This window comes from Janthinobacterium sp. TND4EL3 (genome assembly GCF_900156175.1).
Taxonomy (GTDB): domain Bacteria; phylum Pseudomonadota; class Gammaproteobacteria; order Burkholderiales; family Burkholderiaceae_D; genus Janthinobacterium.
In genome coordinates, this window is sequence record NZ_FTMV01000003.1 from 233,934 (window position 1) to 254,129 (window position 20,196).

18 protein-coding genes are annotated in these 20,196 nt (G+C 61.7%); 5 read left to right on the forward strand and 13 right to left on the reverse strand.

The window, feature by feature from the left end:
* The first annotated feature begins 101 nt into the window (after positions 1 to 101).
* Genes BXA07_RS06990 through BXA07_RS07000 form a run of 3 tightly spaced genes read left to right on the forward strand, consistent with a single transcriptional unit; the run spans position 102 to position 3,709 of the window.
* Positions 102 to 2,537 (forward strand): heavy metal translocating P-type ATPase, encoded by a 2,436-nt coding sequence (locus BXA07_RS06990; protein ID WP_076566829.1) that lies wholly within the window; start codon positions 102 to 104, stop codon positions 2,535 to 2,537.
* 2 nt (positions 2,538 to 2,539) lie between these two features.
* Positions 2,540 to 2,959 carry a Cu(I)-responsive transcriptional regulator gene (gene cueR / locus BXA07_RS06995; protein ID WP_076566831.1) on the forward strand — a complete coding sequence of 140 codons (420 nt, stop codon included), beginning with the start codon at positions 2,540 to 2,542 and terminating at the stop codon, positions 2,957 to 2,959.
* A gap of 21 nt (positions 2,960 to 2,980) precedes the next feature.
* Positions 2,981 to 3,709, forward strand: a complete 729-nt coding sequence (locus tag BXA07_RS07000; protein ID WP_076566832.1) for a glutathione S-transferase — start codon at positions 2,981 to 2,983, stop codon at positions 3,707 to 3,709.
* 48 nt (positions 3,710 to 3,757) lie between these two features.
* Here the strand turns inward: BXA07_RS07000 and BXA07_RS07005 are convergent, their stop codons facing one another.
* From BXA07_RS07005 to yidD, 3 genes are all read right to left on the reverse strand, one after another.
* Complete coding sequence (locus BXA07_RS07005; RefSeq protein ID WP_076566834.1) at positions 3,758 to 3,958, reverse strand: heavy-metal-associated domain-containing protein; 201 nt, start codon at positions 3,956 to 3,958, stop codon at positions 3,758 to 3,760.
* A gap of 83 nt (positions 3,959 to 4,041) precedes the next feature.
* Positions 4,042 to 4,983 (reverse strand): bestrophin family protein, encoded by a 942-nt coding sequence (locus tag BXA07_RS07010; RefSeq protein ID WP_076566835.1) that lies wholly within the window; start codon positions 4,981 to 4,983, stop codon positions 4,042 to 4,044.
* A gap of 257 nt (positions 4,984 to 5,240) precedes the next feature.
* Positions 5,241 to 5,720 carry a membrane protein insertion efficiency factor YidD gene (gene yidD / locus BXA07_RS07015; protein ID WP_083708076.1) on the reverse strand — a complete coding sequence of 160 codons (480 nt, stop codon included), beginning with the start codon at positions 5,718 to 5,720 and terminating at the stop codon, positions 5,241 to 5,243.
* 238 nt (positions 5,721 to 5,958) lie between these two features.
* On the opposite strand from yidD, the gene BXA07_RS07020 reads away from it, so the two are divergent.
* Positions 5,959 to 7,641, forward strand: coding sequence for a serine hydrolase (locus tag BXA07_RS07020; RefSeq protein WP_076566838.1), 1,683 nt, complete (start codon positions 5,959 to 5,961; stop codon positions 7,639 to 7,641).
* A gap of 38 nt (positions 7,642 to 7,679) precedes the next feature.
* On the opposite strand, the gene BXA07_RS07025 is transcribed toward BXA07_RS07020, so the two are convergent.
* From BXA07_RS07025 to BXA07_RS07070, 10 genes are all read right to left on the reverse strand, one after another.
* Positions 7,680 to 8,354, reverse strand: a complete 675-nt coding sequence (locus tag BXA07_RS07025) for a site-2 protease family protein (RefSeq protein WP_076566840.1) — start codon at positions 8,352 to 8,354, stop codon at positions 7,680 to 7,682.
* A gap of 139 nt (positions 8,355 to 8,493) precedes the next feature.
* Positions 8,494 to 10,317 carry a PhoH family protein gene (locus tag BXA07_RS07030; RefSeq protein ID WP_076566841.1) on the reverse strand — a complete coding sequence of 608 codons (1,824 nt, stop codon included), beginning with the start codon at positions 10,315 to 10,317 and terminating at the stop codon, positions 8,494 to 8,496.
* A 289-nt stretch (positions 10,318 to 10,606) separates the two neighbouring features.
* Positions 10,607 to 11,077, reverse strand: a complete 471-nt coding sequence (locus BXA07_RS07035; protein ID WP_076566843.1) for a peroxiredoxin — start codon at positions 11,075 to 11,077, stop codon at positions 10,607 to 10,609.
* Between the two features lie 73 nt (positions 11,078 to 11,150).
* Entirely contained in the window at positions 11,151 to 12,110 is a 960-nt protein-coding gene (locus tag BXA07_RS07040) for a polysaccharide deacetylase family protein (RefSeq protein WP_076566845.1), read from the reverse strand.
* Positions 12,110 to 13,162, reverse strand: coding sequence for a bifunctional UDP-4-keto-pentose/UDP-xylose synthase (locus BXA07_RS07045; RefSeq protein ID WP_076566846.1), 1,053 nt, complete (start codon positions 13,160 to 13,162; stop codon positions 12,110 to 12,112). The genes BXA07_RS07040 and BXA07_RS07045 overlap by 1 nt, the downstream gene beginning before the upstream one ends.
* Before the next feature lie 22 nt (positions 13,163 to 13,184).
* Positions 13,185 to 14,102, reverse strand: coding sequence for a formyltransferase (locus tag BXA07_RS07050; RefSeq protein ID WP_076566848.1), 918 nt, complete (start codon positions 14,100 to 14,102; stop codon positions 13,185 to 13,187).
* A complete protein-coding gene (locus tag BXA07_RS07055) occupies positions 14,102 to 15,097 on the reverse strand; it encodes a glycosyltransferase (RefSeq protein WP_076566849.1) in 996 nt (331 codons plus the stop codon). Before BXA07_RS07055 ends, BXA07_RS07050 begins: the two co-directional genes overlap by 1 nt.
* Before the next feature lie 11 nt (positions 15,098 to 15,108).
* Entirely contained in the window at positions 15,109 to 16,245 is a 1,137-nt protein-coding gene (locus BXA07_RS07060; protein WP_076566851.1) for a DegT/DnrJ/EryC1/StrS family aminotransferase, read from the reverse strand.
* A 191-nt stretch (positions 16,246 to 16,436) separates the two neighbouring features.
* A complete protein-coding gene (locus BXA07_RS07065; RefSeq protein ID WP_076566852.1) occupies positions 16,437 to 18,110 on the reverse strand; it encodes a glycosyltransferase family 39 protein in 1,674 nt (557 codons plus the stop codon).
* Entirely contained in the window at positions 18,107 to 18,499 is a 393-nt protein-coding gene (locus tag BXA07_RS07070) for an Mth938-like domain-containing protein (protein WP_076567130.1), read from the reverse strand. The genes BXA07_RS07065 and BXA07_RS07070 overlap by 4 nt, the downstream gene beginning before the upstream one ends.
* A gap of 406 nt (positions 18,500 to 18,905) precedes the next feature.
* Between BXA07_RS07070 and BXA07_RS07075 the strand changes: the two genes are divergently transcribed.
* On the forward strand, positions 18,906 to 20,135 hold the full coding sequence (locus BXA07_RS07075; protein ID WP_076566854.1) for a pyridoxal phosphate-dependent aminotransferase: 1,230 nt from the start codon (positions 18,906 to 18,908) through the stop codon (positions 20,133 to 20,135).
* Positions 20,136 to 20,196: the final 61 nt, after the last annotated feature.

Sequence of the window (20,196 nt, forward strand, 5' to 3'; positions counted from 1 at the left end):
TTTCCTGCAAGCCCGGCGCACATGACAAATAGGGCTTGACCTTCCCATCATGGGATGGCAGATCCTGTACCTATCAGTTAATCTTTCGTACAGGATCTGCCATGAATCAGAGTGCACTCGCTCCCGCCATTTCCCCTCCCGCCGCCGCGCACGCACAGGCGCTGGCCATCGAAGGCATGAGCTGCGCCTCGTGCGTGGGCCGCGTGGAAAAGGCCCTGGCCGCCGTGCCGGGCGTGACCCAGGCCAGCGTCAACCTCGCCACCGAAGTGGCCAAAGTCAGTTCCGACACGCCGATTCCCCTGGCCGCCTTGCAGGCGGCCGTGGAAAAGGCCGGCTACACGGTGGCGCAGCGCGAGATCGACCTGAACATCGCCGGCATGACGTGCGCGTCTTGCGTGGGCCGGGTGGAAAAAGCCTTGCTGAAGGTGCCGGGCGTGCTGGCCGCCAGCGTCAACCTGGCCACGGAAAGCGCGCGCATCAAGGTCACGGGCGGCGCGGATGCCGCCACCCTGATCGCCGCCATCGACAAGGCCGGCTATGCCGCCACGGTACCCGCCGCCAGCCAGGCCAGCGCGCCCGCGGTGGCGCCCAACCGCGACGGCCTGAAAGTGGCGTTCGCGGCCGTTCTGGCCTTCCCGCTGATGCTTCCCATGCTGCTCGAGTGGGCCGGCATCCACCTGATGCTGCCCGGCGCTCTGCAATTCGCGCTGGCCACGCCCGTCCAGTTCTACTTTGGCGCCCGTTTCTACAAGGCGGGCTGGAAGGCGGCCCGCGCCGGCAGCGGCAATATGGATTTGCTGGTGGCGCTGGGCACAAGCGCCGCGTATGGCTTGTCTGTCTATCAATGGCTGACGGCGGGCGAGATGCTGCCGCATCTGTATTTCGAGGCCTCGGCCGTCGTCATCACCCTCGTGCTGCTGGGCAAATGGCTGGAAAGCCGCGCCAAGCGCCAGACGGCCTCGGCCATCCGCGCGCTGCAGGTCTTGCGTCCGGAATCGGCCCGCGTGCGCCGCGACGGCGTCGAGATCGACTTGCCCGTGGAACAGGTGAAAGTGGGCGACCTGGTGGTCATCCGCCCCGGTGAACGGGTGGCCGTCGATGGCGTGGTGGTGGAGGGCGCCAGCCAGGTCAACGAATCGCTGATCACGGGCGAAAGCTTGCCGGTCGATAAGCATCCTGGCGACAAGGTCACGGGCGGTGCCATCAATGCTGATGGTTTGTTGCTGGTGCGCACGCAGGCGGTGGGCGGCGAGACGACCTTGTCGCGCATCATCCGCCTGGTGGAAGACGCGCAGGCGGCCAAGGCGCCCATCCAGCACCTGGTGGACAAGGTCAGCGCCATCTTCGTGCCCGTGGTCTTGCTGCTGGCCCTGCTGACCATGCTGGGCTGGTGGTTCGCGACCGGCGAACTGGAAAACGCCATCATCAATGCCGTGGCCGTGCTGGTCATCGCCTGCCCATGTGCGCTGGGCCTGGCCACGCCGACCGCCATCATGGCCGGCACGGGTGTTGCCGCCCGCTACGGCATCCTGATCAAGGATGCGGAAGCGCTGGAAGTGGCGCACGCCGTCAATACCGTCGTGTTCGACAAGACGGGCACCCTGACGGTGGGCAAGCCTGCCCTGGCGGCCCTGCATGCGCACGGCATAGCCGAAGCCCGGCTGTTGCAGCTGGCGGCCAGCATCCAGCGCGGCAGCGAGCACAGCCTGGCTACGGCCGTGCTGGATGCGGCTGGCGCCCGCCACATCGAACCCTTGCCGGCCACGGCCCTGTCGGCCTTGCCGGGGCGCGGCCTGGCGGCGAATGTCGACGGCCTGGACCTGAAACTGGGCAGCACGCGGCTGATGCAGGAGTTAAACGTCGACATGACTCCCTTGGCGGCACAGGCCTTGTCGCTGGAAAGCACGGGCAACACGATCTCATGGCTGTCCTCGGGTACGCAATTGCTGGGCCTGTTTGCCTTCAGCGACCAGGTCAAGCCGAACGCGCAGGCGGCCATTGCCCATCTGCACAGCCTGGGCATCCGCACGGTGATGTTGACGGGGGACAACCAGGGCAGCGCCGACGCCGTCGGCAAGCTGCTGGGCATCGACACGGTGGCGGCGAAAATGTTGCCGGCCGATAAAACCGCTAAAATTGTCGCGCTGAAAGGCGAGGGCGCGAAAGTGGCCATGGTGGGCGACGGCATCAACGACGCGCCCGCGCTGGCCGCCGCCGACGTGGGCATCGCCATGTCCACGGGCACGGACGTGGCCATGCATGCGGCCGGCATCACGCTGATGCGTGGCGATCCGGCCCTGGTGGCGGACGCCATCGATATCTCGCGCCGCACCTACAGCAAGATACGGCAGAATCTGTTCTGGGCCTTCATTTATAACCTGATCGGCATTCCGCTGGCCGCCTTCGGCTTGCTCAACCCCATGGTGGCGGGCGCGGCGATGGCCTTCAGTTCGGTCAGCGTGATCAGCAATGCCCTGTTGCTGCGCCGCTGGAAAGCCCGCAGTCATGCAGGTAACGCGCATACCAAGGAGCAATAAGGATGAATATCGGTCAGGCGGCAAGCGAGACGGGCGTATCGGCAAAAATGATACGCTACTACGAAAGTATTGCCCTGTTAAAACCCAGCGCGCGTAGCGACGCCGGTTACCGCATCTACACGCAGAACGACTTGCATGCCTTGCGCTTTATCAAACGCGCGCGCGGGCTGGGTTTTTCGCTGGAGCAGATACGCGAGTTGCTGTCGCTGTGGCAGAACGATCAGCGCGCCAGCGCAGACGTGAAAGGCATCGCCCTGGCCCATGTCGCGGACTTGAACCAGCGCATTGCCGAGCTGACGGAAATGCGCGACACGCTGGCCCATTTGGCGCAATCGTGCCATGGCGACGACAAGCCCGATTGCCCCATCCTGCAAAGCCTGGGGCTGGCCGGTGACACGGAAGAGAAGGCTTGCTGCCATTGAGGTAAATCAACGGAGGTGGGTATGGCTTACGAACTGTACTACTGGCCTACGATACAGGGGCGCGGCGAATTCATCCGCCTGGCCCTGGAAGAGGCGGGCGCCGACTACCGCGATATCGCCCGTTTGCCTGAACGCAAGGGGCAAGGCCTTCCCGCCATGCTGGCCTGCCTTGATGGCGGCAGTGCGCCACACGCGGCCTACGCGCCGCCCGTGCTGCGCGACGGCGACTTGCTGATCGGCCAGACGACGAATATCCTGCTCTACCTGGGCAAGCGCCTGGGCCTGGCGCCGCGCGCGGAAAGCGGGCGTTTGTGGCTGAACCAGCTGCAACTGACGATGGCCGACTGGCTGACGGAAGTGCACGATACGCACCATCCGCTGTCGATGAATCAATACTATGAAGAGCAGAAACAGGCGGCCCTGCTGCGCAGCGCGGATTTCCGCCAAACACGCTTGCCGAAATTCCTCGCTTATTTCACCCAGGTCCTGTTGAATAATCGCAGCCGCGGCCAGTATCTTGTGGGTGCACGGCTCACGTATGGCGACCTGTCGCTGTTCCAGATGCTGGCCGGCTTGCGTTATGCGTTTCCGCAAGCCATGACGCGCCTGGCGCCCGAGTATCCCTTCCTGTCCGAGCTGCACGATGCGGTGGCGGCGCGGCCGAACATCGCCCGCTATCTGCAGTCGAAGCGCAGAATCGCGTTCAATGAGGAAGGCATTTTCCGCCATTACCCGGAACTGGACGGGTAAATGAAAACAGCCGGCGCAAAGGCCGGCTGTCCCGATACCGCGTGGTTGTTATTGCGCGCTGGTAACGGGGTAGCCCGCTTCCACGATGGCGGCGCTGATGGCGCCCAGTTCACTCGACGATTCCACCGTCACGCGCTTGCTGGCCAGGTCGATCTGCACCTGGGCTTGCGGATCGATGCCTTGCACCGCTTTCGTGACCGAGCCGACGCAATGGCCGCAGCTCATGTTTTCAACTTGTAACTGATACATGGCAAGCACTCCTTGAATGATTAAGTGCCTCCACTGTAAGCCTTCCCCCGATGGTAAGGTCAAGGGGAAAGCTGGCGTGCGTATCAATTCAGCAGGAAATCGACGGCTTCCATGGGCGGTGGCACATTGTCGTCCTGCAAGGACTGGCGCAGACTGATCTCGATGGCGCGGCACATGGCCGACAGGGGCAAATCGTTCGCATCCTCGCCGAACGGTTCCTCGATTTCGTCGCCCAGCGCGTCCAGGCCAAAGAAGGTATAGGCGACGATGGCGACGACAAAGGGCGTCATGAACCCGAGGGAATCGACGAGGCCGAAGGGCAGCAGGAAACAGTACAGATAGGCCGTGCGGTGCAGCAGCAGCGAATACGAAAACGGGATCGGCGTGCTGCGGATGCGTTCGCACGAGGCGCCAGCGCCTACCATGGCAGAAATTGAGCTGTCGATCTGCGTGGCCAGGATGCTGTCGATGCGTCCCTGGTTGACGCAGTCGGCCAGGTCGTGGCCCATTTGCAGCATCAGGTAGTCGGATGGGTTGCCAGCCTTGCATGCCGCCTCCCATTCGGCCGGGCGCAGCAGCGGCTGCAAGTCGGCCGGGCCGCGCGTATCGCGCAACTGGTGGCGCAGGGCGTGGCAAAAGGCGATGGTGCGGTAAATCATGCGCACACGCACATCTTCCAGGCCCAGCCTGGCGTGGGCTGGCGTGTCGCTGCGTATCATCGTCTGGCACTGGCGCGAGAAATTGCGGCTGCGCAATACCAGTTCGCCCCACAGCTTGCGCGCTTCCCAGTAGCGGTCATAGGCGGCCGTGTTGCGAAAGCCCAGGAAGATGGCCAGCGGCAAGCCGATCAGGGTAAACGGGATGGTGGTCAGGATGACCTTGTGGTCGAACAAGGTGCCGTGGCACCAGGTGACGAGGGTGGCGATCAGGGTATTGACGATCAGGGTAGTGCGGATGCGCGGCAGGACGGAGCCGCGCACGACCAGGAACAGCCGTAGCGCCGAAGGACGCTCGCGCACGATCATGTTGCGCTCCCTGTCGGGAGCTGGGCAGGCGGGGAAACGCAGGCCCGGCGATTGCTAAAAAGTGCAAAAAAACAAAGTGGCAGGTATGGGGAACAAAAAGCCCGCGGCGTGTGCGGGCTGAGCTGGGTGTGCATGGGAAGCAGTGTAGGGGAGACGCCATGAGTATAGGCCGCCGTGCCGCTGCCGGCCAATTCACAGTGATAATGGGTATTATTCATTTCATGAATGAATATTTCATTTGTAATTATTGTGTGAATTTAGCTATCCGAATCCTGTCGCTGCCTGATCTTCTTGCGGTGTTCTTCCTGTTGCCGTTTCAGTGCGGTACCGGCTGTGTAGTCGTTGCGGAAGCACGTCGGGTTCTTGCCGCGGCCTGGCCGGGAGCAATCAGCCAGGCTGGCCACGTCGGCGCAGTCGCAAGCGCAGTCGAGCAAGGGTACGTCGCAGTCGCAAGACCCGGCCTGGGCCTGGCGGCGCGCGCTGCGTCTTGCTTGCGGATGCCGCGCCAGGTGCTGGCGATGGCGTTCGCCACAGGCGCGCAGGCGCCGTTGCAACAGCGCCAGTCCCGTGCGCAAGCCATGGCGCGCGATGACCTTGTAGCCGTAGGCGGAGCAGCTGTCGCGTCCCGTCAGCACGCGGTAGGCGCAGCGAAATCTCTTCCAGGGCGATAGATGGTGCTGGTAGGCCCGGATCGCCCACAGGGCCAGGTGCTTGCCGCAGGTGTCGAAGGTGAAAATAACGCTTCCTTTGTCGTTTGCCTTGCGGCACTGAGTCGAGCATACGACAGGTCTGCAAAAAAGAATAGCGGCATGCTGGTGCGCATGGCGACACGTGACAAAGGGAGAGATTTGCTGCAGGGGCGTCTGTTAGGCTGGATGAGCTAAATGCAAATATTTCCTATGGTATATCCATTATCCGATAGCCGCCGCCAAGGGCATGGCCAGCTTGTTTATCCTTACTATGAAAGTGATCTGCATGTTTAACGTTTCCAGCATCTGCCTTGCAACTTTGATCCTGTTGCAAACCCCTGCCAGCTGGGCCGGCCAGCCCGCTCCACTGACTGCGCGACAGCAGGCGCTGGCAGCGCAAATCGACGCCAGCATCGCTCCCTATTACAAGTCCACCGAACCGGGCGCCGTTGTCATCGTCGTCAAGGATGGGCAGCCCCTGTTGCGCAAGGCATATGGCCTGGCCAGCGTGCAGGATGGCCAGCCGCTGACGCCCGACATGTCGCTGCGCCTGGGTTCCATTTCCAAGCAATTCACCGCCGTCGCCATCCTCTTGCTGGCCGACCAGGGCAAGCTGGCCGTTACCGATGACATCACGACATTCCTGCCCGACTATCCGACCCACGGCAAGAAAATCACGATCGCGCAGCTGCTGGCGCACACGTCCGGCATCCACGACTACACAAGGAAGCCGGAATTTGTGCCCAACAGCACGAAAGACTTGAGCGTGGCGCAGATGATCGATTTCTTCAAGAACGATCCCCTGGACTTTGAACCGGGCACCCAATGGAGTTACAGCAGCTCCGGCTATTTCCTGCTGGGCGCCATCATTGAAAAAGCTTCGGGCCAGCCCTATGCCACGTTTGTGGAACAGCAGATATTCGTGCCGCTGGGCATGAACGATACGGCTTACGAAGGCCACGAGCGTCAGTCCGTCAAGCGTGCGGCCGGGCATATCCGTTCGGGCGAGACCTATGTGCCGAACTTGCCCTTGAGCATGACGCAGCCGTATGCGGCTGGCGCGCTCGTCTCCACCGTGGACGACCTGGCGCGCTGGGATGCGGCCATTTCGGACGGCAAGCTGCTCAAGGCCGCCACTTGGGAGCTGGCGTTCACGCAAGCCAAGCTGAACGATGGTAAAACGACCCGCTCCGGCTACGGCTGGAAGGTGGGCACTTGGCAAAACACGCCCGTCATCCACCATAGTGGCGGCATCAATGGCTTTGCCACGTATGCGATGCGTTTGCCCAAGGAAAAAGTCTACGTGGCCGTGCTGGAAAACTCGGACACGGGCCTGGTCGACCCGGACGTGGTGGCGCGCAAGGCTGCCGCCATCGCCGTGGGCCGGCCATATCCCGAGATTAAGGTCATCACGCTCAAGCCCGCCATCCTGGATGCGTATGCGGGCGTGTACGCCATCAACGACAAGGCTGGCTATACGATCCGCAACTTCGAGGGCAACTTGCTGCTGCAGCGCACGGGCCGCCCGGCGCAACGCATGCTGGCGTATTCGCCAAATGGTTTCCTGATTGAAAATACGCTCACCACAGCCGAATTCGAGCGGGGACCGAAGGGCGAGGCGCAGCTGATTCTCAACGATGGCGGCGAATCGAAGTCGGTGCACGAGCGCGCCAGCGCCGCCAAGCCGGCGCGTACGGTGGTTGCCATGACGACGGCGCAATTCGATGCCTACGTGGGCAAGTATGCGCTGGCGCCCGAGGTCTACCTGGAAGTGACGCGCGAAGGCGACAAGTTCTTCGCCCAGGTGACGGGTTTTCGCAAGCTGGCCATGCTGCCGATGAGCGAGACGGCTTTCTTTTCGAATGAAGTCGATGCGGAAGTGCGCTTCAGCAAGGATGCCGATGGCAAGACGCAACAACTGGTGTTGCGTCAGGAGGGGCAGGATATGCCGGCCAGAAGGGTCAATTGATGCGTGAAGGCCGGCTTGGCGCTTGTGCGCGAGCCGGTCTACGCCCCCATGGCTTGCCAGCCATGCCAGCCGAACGCCATCACCCAGGCCAGGAAGATCGCCAGCCCCGGCAGCAACAGCCATTTTGCTGCCGTTTCTTCCCACGCCACATACGGCTGGCCGCCGCGTGCGATGGCCAGCAGCACCTGGCCGCCATTCAGGCCGGCAAACGGCAGCAGGTTGAACGCGCACAGTTTTAATGAGAACAGGGCGAACACCAGCGCAAAGCCATGCGTACGGGAAAACATTTCCCCTTCACCCAGCAATTCCTGCGCCCTCGACAAGGGCGCCAGCGCGCCAGCGACGATGTGCCCGAAGGCGGCGATAAAGCGCTCCCAGCCCGAGACTCCCATGATGCCCAGCGACAAGGCCAGCAGCACGGTCACGCCGCTCAGGGGCAGCAGCACCTGCTTCCACAGCGGCTGGAAGTTGTAGGCGTCAAGGCAGGGATCGTCGTCATACAAGGTTTCCTCACGCGTATCCTTCAGCACGAGATTGCCGGCCAGCGGCAGCAGCTTGAGGTGGACTTTGCCCCAGGTCAGCAGGGTGGGACCGACGCCATAGCTGATGCTGCGCACCGTGATGCCGAACAGCCTGGCGCAGGCCGCCATGACGGAAATGTGGAGGACCATGAAGACAATGAAGCAGAGCAGCAACTGCAGGGCGGGATGCATGGGGCGGGTTGTCCAGGAAGAAAGGAGCGGTATTAGAACATGTCGCAGAAAAAAGTTGCGCACATGAAAAAAGCCCCGCCTGCATCGCTGCAGCCGGGGCTTTTGCATGACTGGGGCAGCTCGCGCCGCCCGCTACAACTTACAGCACTTCGCTGGCGTGGTCGGCCAGGCGCGAACGCTCGCCGCGAGCCAGGGTCACGTGGCCGCTGTGCGACCAGCCCTTGAAGCGGTCGACCACATAGGTCAGGCCGCTGGAGCCTTCCGTCAGGTACGGCGTGTCGATCTGGGCGATGTTGCCCAGGCACAGGATCTTCGTGCCGGGACCTGCGCGCGTGACGAGGGTCTTGACCTGTTTCGGCGTCAGGTTTTGCGCTTCGTCAATGATGAGGAACTTGTTGACGAAGGTGCGGCCGCGCATGAAGTTGAGCGACTTGATCTTGATGCGTGAGCGGATCAGGTCTTGCGTTGCCGCACGGCCCCATTCGCCGCCATCGGAGTCGGACTTGTTCAGCACTTCCAGGTTGTCGTCGAAGGCGCCCATCCATGGCGACATCTTTTCCTCTTCCGTGCCAGGCAGGAAACCGATGTCTTCGCCGACGGGCACGGTCACGCGGGTGACGATGATCTCATTGTAGAGCTTGGTTTCCAGCACTTGCGCCAGGCCGGCGGCCAGGGCCAGCAGGGTCTTGCCGGTACCGGCCTGTCCCAGCAGGGTGACGAAGTCGCATTCCGGGTTCATCAGCAGGTTCAGGGCGAAGTTCTGCTCGCGGTTGCGTGCCGTCACGCCCCACACATTGTTCTTCGTGTGGCTGAAGTCGCGCAGGGTTTGCAGCACGGCCGTCTTGCCGTTGATCTGTTTCACCTGGCCATAGAATGGCGCTTCGCCGTTTTTCGGCTCCAGGTAGATGAACTGGTTGACCAGCATCGACGGCACGAACGGACCCGTCACGCGGTAGAACGTGGAGCTGTAGCCGTTCTTGCTTTCTTGCCACGATTCCATGTCCTTGCCGTGCTTGTTCCAGAAATCGTCCGGCAGTTGCACGATGCCCGAATACAGCAAGTCCGTGTCTTCCAGCACATGGTCGTTGAAGTAGTCTTCGGCCGGCAAGCCCAGGGCGCGTGCCTTGATGCGCATGTTGATGTCTTTCGACACCAGCACGACGGGGCGGCCGTCCTGTTCCGCTTCCAGCGAGCGCACGACGGCGAGGATCTGGTTGTCGGCCTTGCCTACTGGCAAGCCAGCCGGCAGGTCCGCGCTTTGCAAACGCGTCTGGAAGAATAAACGGCCCTTGGCATCCTTGTTGCCCAGCTTGGACAGCGGAATGCCGTGCTCGATGGCGTCGTCATCCGTGTTGCTGATCAGGGCGTCGAGCGTGCGCGAGACCTGGCGGGCGTTGCGCGCCACTTCCGTCATGCCCTTCTTGTGGTTGTCCAGCTCTTCCAGGGTCATCATCGGCAGGTACACATCGTGTTCCTCGAAGCGGAACAGCGACGAAGGGTCGTGCATCAGCACGTTGGTGTCGAGCACGAACAGCTTGCTGATGCCGCGCTGGTCCGCGGCGCGGCTGGCCGAGGACTTGAGCTGCACTTCGACCGCCTTGTGCTTGGCCGGGTGCGGCTGCTCCTGCTTGACGGACTTGATCGGCGTGACCTTGGCGGCGGGCGCCTTGGCTTTTGCCGCCGGCTTGGTTTTGGCGGCAGGCGCCGGTGCAGCAACAGGCGCGGCAGCCACGGGCGCCGGGGCGGGCGCTGGTTTGGCGACCATCAGGGCCGCCACTTGCTTGATCTTCGTGGCCGCATTGCGGACTGGCTTGGCAACTTCGGCGATCGCCGCTTCAATGATCGGTGCAGCCACTTTCTTGGCTGCCGGGGTTTTCGTGGCCGGGCGCGCTGCGCCTGCGGTTGGGTAATCTTGGGTGGCCAGGATGGTGGCTGGCTTGCTCGGTAATTTTGGCAGTGGCATCAGGATCTCAATCAAAAAATTTCTGGAATGAATCGCCCATGGGCTGCCAGCTTCTGGCGGCACTACTCATGGGGTGGATGCTTGGGAACAACAATGGAACAGGACGAGTGACTGCCGGACGGCCGGCTGCTTGGCCGGTCATGAACGCCATCGGCGGGCTGCAGGCCCGCCTGGCGGAGTGGGTAGAGGCGCTTCGTTGACTCAAAATGGCGATAGGTACCGTGAACTGGGCTGCGGTTGAATTAAGCTGGCTGGATGCCGGCAACGCGCATTCGATCAGAACAGATGATCACTTCAGACGCGCTACGAATTCCAGCACTTCTTCCACGTGAGTTGCGACCTTCACGCCTCTCCATTCTTTCACCAATCGGCCCTGGGCGTCAATCACAAACGTGCTGCGCTCGACGCCGCGCACGGTCTTGCCGTACATCTGTTTCATCTTCATGACGTTGAACAGCTGGCAAACGGCTTCGTCCGGGTCGGAAATGAGTTCGAACGGCAGGTCCAGCTTGGCCTTGAAGCTTTCGTGCGAGCGCAGGGAATCGCGGCTGATGCCGTAGATTTCCACGCCGGCGGCCGTGAACTGCGCATAGGCGTCGCGGAAGGCGATATTTTCAGTGGTGCAGCCTGGGGTGTTGTCCTTCGGATAGAAAAACAAGACCGTGGCCTTGGCCGGACGGCCCAGCAACTGAAAAGTCTTGCCGCTGGTCATGGCAGCGGTGAAGTCGGGAATGCTAACGAGGGATTGGCTATCAGCCACAGGTTCTCTCCTGAACGGTGATCATAGCGCTGTTTTTAATCTGGCAACGCATCCAGGTGCAACGATACAGCATTCAGGCCGCTTTGCCCTGCACAATCAGGCGTCCCGAACGCCCTGGCAATTCATCCCAGGTGATGGGGCAAACGGGCAGGTCGGTATTTTTTATCTTTTCATAATAGTCGCCCATCGCTGCGAACTGGTAGCCCTGGGCTTGCCAGCCAGCCAGCAGTTGCTCGAAAATGGGGGCGAGTTTCTGACCTTCAAGTTCCGCATGCAAGGTATATACGTGATCGCGCGGATTATCCGCCGTCAGCGACAAGATGTGCGCGGCAACATTGCCGGTAGTAATTAGTTTGCCATCGATTTCGCAACCGAGCAGCTCGTCCAGGGTAGGCAGGGTGGTGGGCAACTGTACGCACTCGAGGATGGTGTTGCCATTGCGCACGCGATGCGGGCCATTGCCCGGATGCACCATGGCGCCACGTTCATCAAGCATGGCGCGGCCATCGGACGCAAAGCGGTAGCCGGCCGTGTCATGCTCGACAAAGGCGCTGACATTCATTTGCCAGCCGGCCGCGCCGTGCGTGTGCGGCGGTGTGCCGAACACCTGCTCGTAGCGGTTGGCAGCCTTGCGCATCATCTTGATGGTCCAGGCGGCGCCGCGCCTGGCCACGTTGTCTTGCCACAGGGTGTGATCCCAGGTGTGGATGCCGCACTCGAAACCGGCATCGCGCACGGCGCGCAATTGCGCCGCGCACTGCTTGCCGATATCGGGTCCCGGCAGCAAGGTGCCGTACATCAATGTTTTCAAGCCATAGTGCTCGACCACCGAGGTGCGCGACACCTTGCTGAAAAAGCCGGGCCGCAAGGCACGCCGCAGGGCCCAGCCCGTGTGGTCGGGGCCCAGCGAGAACAGAAAGGTGGCCTTGGCCTGGTGCGCCTGCAACATGCGCACCAGATTGCCCATGCCTTCACGGGTGCCGCGATAGGTATCGACGTCGATTTTCAGGGTCAGGAACGGCTTGCTCAACATTAATCCATCAGGGCTTTGGCTTGGGCTACCTGGCTGCGGTAGGCGTCGAAAATATTGCGCAGGGAGTCGGCCATGGACGTCGTTGGCGCCCAGCCCAGCTCTTCGCAGGTATTCGTGATTTTCGGCACGCGGTTCTGCACGTCCTGGTAGCCGGCGCCGTAGTAGGCGCCCGAGGTCGTTTCCACGATTTTCACGTGTTTCGCGCCTTCGGCGTATTCCGGGTACTCGGCGGCCAGGGTCAGCATCATGCCGGCCAGGTCGCGGATCGAGTAATTATTGGTCGGATTGCCAATGTTGTAGATCTTGCCGCTGGCCACGCCATTTTTGTTGGCAATGATGCGGATCAAGGCATCGATGCCGTCGTCGATGTAGGTGAACGCGCGTTTCTGTGCGCCGCCGTCCACCAGCGAGATGTTCTCGCCGCGCACGATATGGCCGAAGAATTGCGTCACGACGCGCGACGAGCCTTCTTTCGGCGTGTGGATCGAGTCCAGGCCGGCGCCGATCCAGTTGAATGGGCGGAACAAGGTGAAGTTCAGGCCTTCCATGCCGTAGCCCCAGATCACGCGGTCCATCAGCTGCTTGGCATTCGAGTAGATCCAGCGTGGCTTGTTGATCGGGCCGCAGATCAGTTCCGAGTTTTCCGGATCGAATTCTTCGTCGTGGCACATGCCGTACACTTCCGAGGTCGACGGGAAGACCAGGTGCTTGCCGTACTTGGCGGCCGAGCGCACGATAGGCAGGTTGGCTTCGAAGTCCAGTTCGAACACGCGCAGCGGCTGCTTGACGTAGGTCGAAGGCGTGGCGATGGCCACCAGCGGCAGGATCACGTCGCATTTCTTGACGTGGTACTCGACCCATTCCTTGTTGATCGTGATGTCGCCTTCAAAGAAGTGCATGCGCGACTTGTAGTTCTCGTCGTCCAGCAATTCCGTGATGCGGTCCGTGTTCATGTCCATGCCGTAGACATGCCAGTCGGTGGTTTCCAGGATGCGCTTGGACAGGTGGTGGCCGATGAAGCCGTTGACGCCTAAGATGAGGACTTTTTTCATGTGAGATTCTCGTGTGTGATATTCAATGTGTGCTGACGCCGGTGGTCAGTCTTGCTTGCAATTGCTTGGCCGAAATCGTCTCCTCACCGGCCCTCAGTGCGGAAATGGCCAGCATGCGGCCGTCACCGCAGACGCCAAAGATGCAATTATCCACTACCGCCAAGCCCGGTGGCAAACTTCCCGCTGAAAGCTTGCTTAAACGGGCTGTTTCGATGATGTAAACGACATTATTGACTTCGGTAAACGCGCCCGGATACGGTGGCGCGACCGCCCGGTGCAGGTTGTACACCTGTTGCGCGGGTAACTTCCAGTCGATGCGGCCGTCTTCCGGCTTGCGTCCGCCGAAGTAGCCGCCCTGGCGCAGATCGTTCAACTGGCGCGGCGCCGTGCCGTCCAGCAAGGCTGGCAGCACGCCCCACAGGGTTTGCTCCGCAGCAACAGTTACCTTGCCAAACACTTCAAACGCCGTGTCGTCGGGCAGGATGGGCACGGCCGTCTGCGCCACGATGGCGCCGGCGTCCGGCTTGACCGTCATTTCATGCAGGGTGGCGCCCGTTTCCGTGGCGCCATGCAGCACGGCCCAGTTGACGGGGGCGCGGCCACGGAACTGCGGCAGCAGCGAGCCGTGCATATTGTAGGCCGGCGCGACTTCCAAGATACTGGCTGGCAACATGTGACGGTAGTAAAAACTGAACAGCATGTCCGGCGTGGCCGCCTGCACCTGCGCCAGCAGCTCCGGCGCGCGGGCGTCGCCCGGCGTGACATAGGGGATGCCTTCGGCCCGGCACAGGTCCGCCACGGACTCGAACCACAGGTTTTCCGTGGGGCTGTCTTCGTGCGTGACGACGAGGGCGATATCGACGCCACCGGCCAGCAGCACCTTGATGCAGCGCACGCCGACGTTGTGGTAGCCGAAGACGACGGCGCGCGGGGCGCCCATCAGCGACCCACCTGGCGTTTTTCCAGGCGCACGTACGACTGTGCCTCGGCTTCCGCCTGGGTCATGCCGTCTTGCAGGATGGTTTGCACCACATAGCGGGGACGCGCGCGCACCTGCTGGAAGATGCGTCCCACGTATTCGCCCACCAGGCCGATGCCGAACAGGATCACGCCCATGAAGAAGAAGGCGATGGCAAACAGGGTGAACACGCCTTCGGCCTCCGCGCCCAGCAGGAAGCGGCGTATCAGCAGGAAGATGACCAGCAACGCCGAGCCCAGCGACAAGGCCATGCCCAGCATGGAAAAGATTTGCAGCGGCACGAGTGAAAAGCCCGTGACCAGGTCGAAATTGAGGCGGATCAGGCTGTAGAGCGAGTATTTCGACTCGCCGGCGGCCCGTTCTTCGTGCTCGACGGTGATTTCCGTCGGCTTGCGGGCAAACGTGTAGGCCAGCGCGGGCACGAAGGTGTTCACTTCGGCGCACTGGTTGACGAGGTCGATGACATTGCGGCCATACGCGCGCAGCATGTTGCCCTGGTCGGTGATCTTGATATTCGTGATCTTTTCGCGCAGGCGGTTCATCATTTTCGAGGCCAGCGTGCGCCAGGCGGAATCTTGCCGCTTGCGCCGGATCGAGCCCACGTAATCGTAGCCTTCGCGCATTTTCGCCACCAGATTGCCGATTTCCTCGGGCGGGTTCTGCAAGTCGGCGTCGAGCGTGATCATGATCTGGCCGCGCGAGGCTTCAAAGCCGGCCAGAATGGCCATGTGCTGGCCATAGTTGCCGTTGAACAAGACCACGCGCGTGACGTCGGGGCGCTGGCGGAATTGCTCGGCCAGGATGCTGACCGAATTGTCGCGGCTGCCGTCATTGATGAAGACGATCTCGTAGCTCGTCTGCAAGGCATCGAGGGCCGGATACAGGCGGGCAAACAGGGCGGCCAGGCCATCCTGCTCGTTGTAGATAGGAATGATAATGGACAGTTCAGGTTTCATCGGCGCGCTACTTATTTGATGAGGATGGATTTGACGGTGGCGACGGCGCGTTCCACGTCCTGTTTCGTCATGGCGTAGAACATGGGCAGGGTCACGGTCAGGCGGCCGATCTTTTCCGAGACAGGGAACATGCCCTCGGTAAAGCCGCGCTCGCGGTACATGGTAAACAGATGGATCGGTGCGTAATGATAGCCCGTTCCCACGTTCTGCTGTGCCATCGCCTGCATGAAGGCGGCGCGCGTGCCGGGGCCATTGTCGGGCAGGATGATCTGGAACAAATGCCAGTTGCTGTTTTCAAAGTCCTGCACGGGCAGCTGGGCACCGCTCCGCACTTCGAAATCGCTGCCGAATTGCTCGAAATAATGGCGCGCCAGCGCGCGGCGGTGGGCCGTGATCGCTTCGATGTTAGCAAACTGCCCCAGGCCGATGGCGGCCATGATGTCGCTCATGTTGTACTTTCCGCCCAGCACATCGACATCGATGCCGTCGACGCCGCTGCGCGTCACACCCTGCAGCCGGTATTTCTCGGCCAGCTTCGCTTCTTCCAGGTTGTTCAGGACCAGCGCGCCGCCTTCGCCCGTGGTGATGTTCTTGTTGGCCTGGAAGCTGAACGAGACGAAATCGCCAAACGAGCCAATGCGCTTGCCCTTCCATGTGGAGCCGAAGGCCTGCGCCGCGTCTTCCACGACTCTTAAGTTGTGCTTTTCGGCAATCGCATACAGGCGGTCCATGTCGACGGGCAAGCCGGACAGGTAGACGGGGATGATGGCTTTTGTGCGGGGGGTAATGGCCGCTTCCAGTTTGTCGAGATCGATGTTGCGCGTGACGGGATCGATATCGGCAAACACGGGCGTGGCGCCCACTTCGATGATGACATTGGCCGTCGCCACCCACGACACGGGCGTGGTGATGACTTCGTCGCCTGGGCCGATGCCAGCGATGCGCAGCGCAATTTCCATGGTGCAAGTGCCCGAATTGAAGGTGCGCACGGGGCGCCCGCCAAAGTACTCGGACAGCTGGGCTTCAAACGCTTGCACTTTCGGACCGCTGGTGATCCAGCCCGAGCGCAGCACTTCGCCGACGGCGGCGATGGTCGCTTCGTCGATGGTGGGTTTGGAAAAAGGCAAAAAGGGCAGGGTAGAGGTCATGGGGCGCTGTTCTTGGGTTGACTATGCTGTACGGGTTGTTGCCGAGGCGGCCTGCGCGACCGGAATCGGCGGGCTGGCATGGCTATTCTAAATCTATATTGCGGGAGCGGCGCAGCCGTTTTTTGGGGATGGTCAGCTTCCGATGCGGGCGCGGACCGTTCCGGTACGCGCCCTGTCATGCTCGTTGTTCTTTACTGGTTGGCAATAACCATGCGGCGCGCATCCTGCGCCACGACGCGCATGGGGACGCCACGTTGCTGCAATTGCTTGTAGCGGTCCAGGCTGATGATGGCCACGTCGTGTACGCCGGCAGCCGCATCGCGCGTCCACTGCTCGATGAACGGCTCGATGGTCGGTATCGACAGTTCGGGCTGCTGTTTCAGGCCGAAGGTGAACTCGTCCCAGTAATCGACGAGGATCACGGTGCGCTGCAGGTAATACGTGAGCGACTGTTCGTAGATGCCGACCGAATAGAGCTTGGTGTCGGGCTTCAGTTCGGCCTGGATCTGCGGCAGCAAATCGGTGCCGGCGCGGTTCTGGCCATACAGTTCGGAACCGGCCAGGATGCAGTGCGTGGCCAGGAAGCCGGCGCCGGCGATCGTCAGGATCGTCATGTCGCGGCGTAACTGTCGCGCATGCAGCAGCGCCAGGCCGCCGCCAGCCAGGGCGAAGAAGCCGGCGGCCATCAGCCAAGGCTGGTAACCCTTTAACGCGATCAGCTCGGCTGGATCGCGCGCGCTGGCCTTGCCGAAGGCGATCGGTCCGCCGATCAGGATGGCCGCGCCCAGCACGCACAGCAGGCCGGCAGCCAGCATGCGCTGGCGTCGCGACGCCGATTCCAGGAACAGCGCGATCAGCAGCGCCAGGGCGGGGAAGACGGGCACTATGTAGCCGGGCAACTTCGAGGTCGAGTAGCTGAAGAAGAAGGTGATGAACAGGACCCAGATCAGCACCATCAAACGGGGCTGGAAAGTGCCTTCCTGGCGCTTGAACGCAGCCGCTATGCTTTGCGGCAATACGCCCAGCCAGGGCATGATGCCCGGAATTAACAGCACGAGGAAGTAATACCAGGCGCCTTCGCGCTTGTGGCCCTTCATCAGGAAACGCTGAAAGTGTTCGTGAATGAAGAAGAAATGCGGCTGTTCCGGGTTGCGCAGGGCAACGAGCACGAACCACGGCGTGGCGATGGCGAAGAAGACGAGCAGCCCCTTGATCAGGTGCAAGCGGGTCCAGATGCGCCAGTCGCGCGCGAACAGCGAATACAGCACCAGCACGGCGCCCGGCAGCACGATGCCGATCAGGCCCTTGGCCAGCACGGCCAGCGCCATGCCTGCCCAGCACAGCAGCATCCAGTTGCGCCGTTCGGCGGGGCCGGCTTCGTCGCGCTGGGCAATCAGCAGGCTGGTCAGTACGATGGTCATCATGGCCGACAGGCTCATGTCCAGCGAGTTGATCTGGCCGGAGGCGAGCCAGAACAGGCTCGACGCCAGCACCAGGCCGGCATACAGTCCCACGCGCGGGCCGAAGACTTTCTTGCCGGCATACGCGGTCATGCACACGCCGATGATGCCGCACAGGCCAGTCCACAGGCGCGCCTGCCATTCGCCCAGGCCGAAGGCGGCGAAGCTGAGCGCATTCATCCACGTTTGCAGGGGCGGTTTTTCAAAGTACTTGATGCCGTTCAGGCGGGTAGTGATCCAGTCGCCGGTGACGAACATCTCGCGCGCCATCTCCGCGTAGCGGCCCTCGTCGGGCGGCACCAGGGTGCGGATGCCCAGCGCATACAGGGTAACGACGATGAAGATGCCCAGCAGGGACCACATCAGCACCCGTGACGAGTGCAGTTCGTTGACGTTGATTTTCATGCGTTCTTGCCCGCGCCTGGGGTCAGGATCAGGGCCAGCGTGACTTTGCGGCCTTCGCCCATGAGGATGTTGTAGGTGCGGCAGGCCGCCTGGCTATCCATGCATTCGACGCCGATGCGGCGCATGGTCAGCGCGGCCGTCAGCTTCGGATGCACGAAGCGCTGGCGCTCGCCCGTGCCGAGGATCACGACATCGGGCGCATCGGCCAGGATTTGCGCGAAATGCGCCTCGCTCAATTGCTCGAAACTGTCCACATCCCACGCCCGTGGCGGCATTTCCGGCATGACGATCAGGCTGTAGTTATACGGAACGGCATTGATTTCAACGCCATTTTCATCGTAGCCTGTGACGGTTTGGTATTGTTGGGTGCTGCTGGCATGAAGTTTCATGGCGATGGGATGGTCGTGTCGGTTGATCGGTGCGCGCGCCGTCCGGATGTGCGCTGCGGCGAAGGGCGTAAGCATGCCATAAATGACAGAAAAGAGCGAATGGAATGCAAGATTCTTTCCAATTTGCAATGTTTGCGGTGGCGCCGGCAGGTGGCGCATTCGCCATGGTAATAGGCAAAGATTAAGAGAAGATGAAGGTGTCCCGGCCGGAATGGCCGGCCGTGGCGTCTGGCGTGGCAGAATCGGCGCGAAATGCTGCAGTTCGCCATGTTTAATTTGATAAAATGGCCTGCTTTCGGCGAGAATGGTTGTTTTCGCATTGCAGTCTCATGGGTTCATAGTTCTGGCGCGGGTATTACGCCGCAAGCGTAAGGCCGGCAGCGCCGCATCACGACAGGGATTTATTTTGCGACCGATTCAGAAATCGAATAAATTGGCGGACGTCTGCTACGACATCCGCGGCCCGGTCCTGGAAAAATCCAGGCAAATGGAAGAAGAAGGCCACAAGATCACCAAGCTCAATATCGGCAACCTTGCCGTATTCGGCTTCGATCCGCCCGACGAGATCGTGCGCGACATGATGCTCAACCTGCAGAACGCGGCCGGCTACACGGATTCGAAAGGCATGTTCGCGCCGCGCAAGGCCGTCATGCACTATACGCAGGGCAAGAATATCGCCGGCGTGACCATCGACGATATTTACCTGGGTAATGGCGCTTCCGAACTGATCGTCATGTCGATGAACGCCCTGCTCAACAGCGGCGACGAAGTGCTGGTGCCGGCGCCCGACTACCCGCTGTGGACGGCCGCCGTCAGCCTGTCGGGCGGCAATCCCGTGCATTATGTGTGCGACGAGCAGAACGAGTGGTATCCCGACATCGAGGACATGCGCCGCAAGATCACGCCGCACACCAAGGCCATCGTCGTCATCAACCCGAACAACCCGACCGGTGCGCTGTACCCGGTTTCCGTGCTGCTGCAGATCGTCGAGCTGGCGCGCCAGCACCAGTTGATCATTTTCGCCGACGAAATCTACGACAAGGTGCTGTACGACGAAGCCGAGCACGTGTCGATCGCCTCGCTGGCCGACGACGTGCTGTTCATTACCATGAACGGCCTGTCGAAGAATTACCGCTCCTGCGGCTACCGTTCCGGCTGGATGGTGGTCTCGGGCGAAAAGCGCCACGCAAAAGATTACATCGAGGGCCTCAACATGCTGGCCTCGATGCGGCTATGCGCCAACGCGCCGGGGCAGTTTGCCATCCAGACGGCGCTTGGCGGCTACCAGAGCATACAAGACCTGGTGGGGCCCGGCGGGCGCCTGTTGAAACAGCGCGACCTGGCGCACAAGCTGCTGACCGATATTCCGGGCGTCACCTGTGTCAAGCCGAAAGCCGCGCTGTACATGTTCCCGCGCCTGGACCCGGAGATCTACCCGATCGCCGACGACCAGCAGTTTGCCTATGAATTACTGGCCGAAGCCAAGGTCCTGATCGTGCAGGGCACGGGCTTCAACTGGATCGCGCCCGACCATTTCCGCGTCGTTTTCCTGCCCAACTCCGATGACCTGACCGAGGCCATGGGCCGCATTGCGCGCTTCCTCGAAGGTTACCGCAAGCGTCACGGCCGGGGCTGAGGCGGCCAGTAGCAACACCGATCAACCTGGCGCCGCCTTGGCGGCGCCACTTAATGAGCAG

Coding starts and splice junctions, on each gene's coding strand:
- cueR (WP_076566831.1), top strand. CDS start 2,540: ATGAATATCGGTCAGGCGGCAAGCGAGACGGGCGTATCGGCAAAAATG.
- BXA07_RS07010 (WP_076566835.1), bottom strand. CDS start 4,983: ATGATCGTGCGCGAGCGTCCTTCGGCGCTACGGCTGTTCCTGGTCGTG.
- BXA07_RS06990 (WP_076566829.1), top strand. CDS start 102: ATGAATCAGAGTGCACTCGCTCCCGCCATTTCCCCTCCCGCCGCCGCG.
- BXA07_RS07005 (WP_076566834.1), bottom strand. CDS start 3,958: ATGTATCAGTTACAAGTTGAAAACATGAGCTGCGGCCATTGCGTCGGC.
- BXA07_RS07030 (WP_076566841.1), bottom strand. CDS start 10,317: ATGCCACTGCCAAAATTACCGAGCAAGCCAGCCACCATCCTGGCCACC.
- BXA07_RS07060 (WP_076566851.1), bottom strand. CDS start 16,245: ATGACCTCTACCCTGCCCTTTTTGCCTTTTTCCAAACCCACCATCGAC.
- BXA07_RS07055 (WP_076566849.1), bottom strand. CDS start 15,097: ATGAAACCTGAACTGTCCATTATCATTCCTATCTACAACGAGCAGGAT.
- BXA07_RS07000 (WP_076566832.1), top strand. CDS start 2,981: ATGGCTTACGAACTGTACTACTGGCCTACGATACAGGGGCGCGGCGAA.
- BXA07_RS07065 (WP_076566852.1), bottom strand. CDS start 18,110: ATGAAAATCAACGTCAACGAACTGCACTCGTCACGGGTGCTGATGTGG.
- BXA07_RS07020 (WP_076566838.1), top strand. CDS start 5,959: ATGTTTAACGTTTCCAGCATCTGCCTTGCAACTTTGATCCTGTTGCAA.
- BXA07_RS07070 (WP_076567130.1), bottom strand. CDS start 18,499: ATGAAACTTCATGCCAGCAGCACCCAACAATACCAAACCGTCACAGGC.
- BXA07_RS07045 (WP_076566846.1), bottom strand. CDS start 13,162: ATGAAAAAAGTCCTCATCTTAGGCGTCAACGGCTTCATCGGCCACCAC.
- BXA07_RS07040 (WP_076566845.1), bottom strand. CDS start 12,110: ATGTTGAGCAAGCCGTTCCTGACCCTGAAAATCGACGTCGATACCTAT.
- BXA07_RS07050 (WP_076566848.1), bottom strand. CDS start 14,102: ATGGGCGCCCCGCGCGCCGTCGTCTTCGGCTACCACAACGTCGGCGTG.
- BXA07_RS07025 (WP_076566840.1), bottom strand. CDS start 8,354: ATGCATCCCGCCCTGCAGTTGCTGCTCTGCTTCATTGTCTTCATGGTC.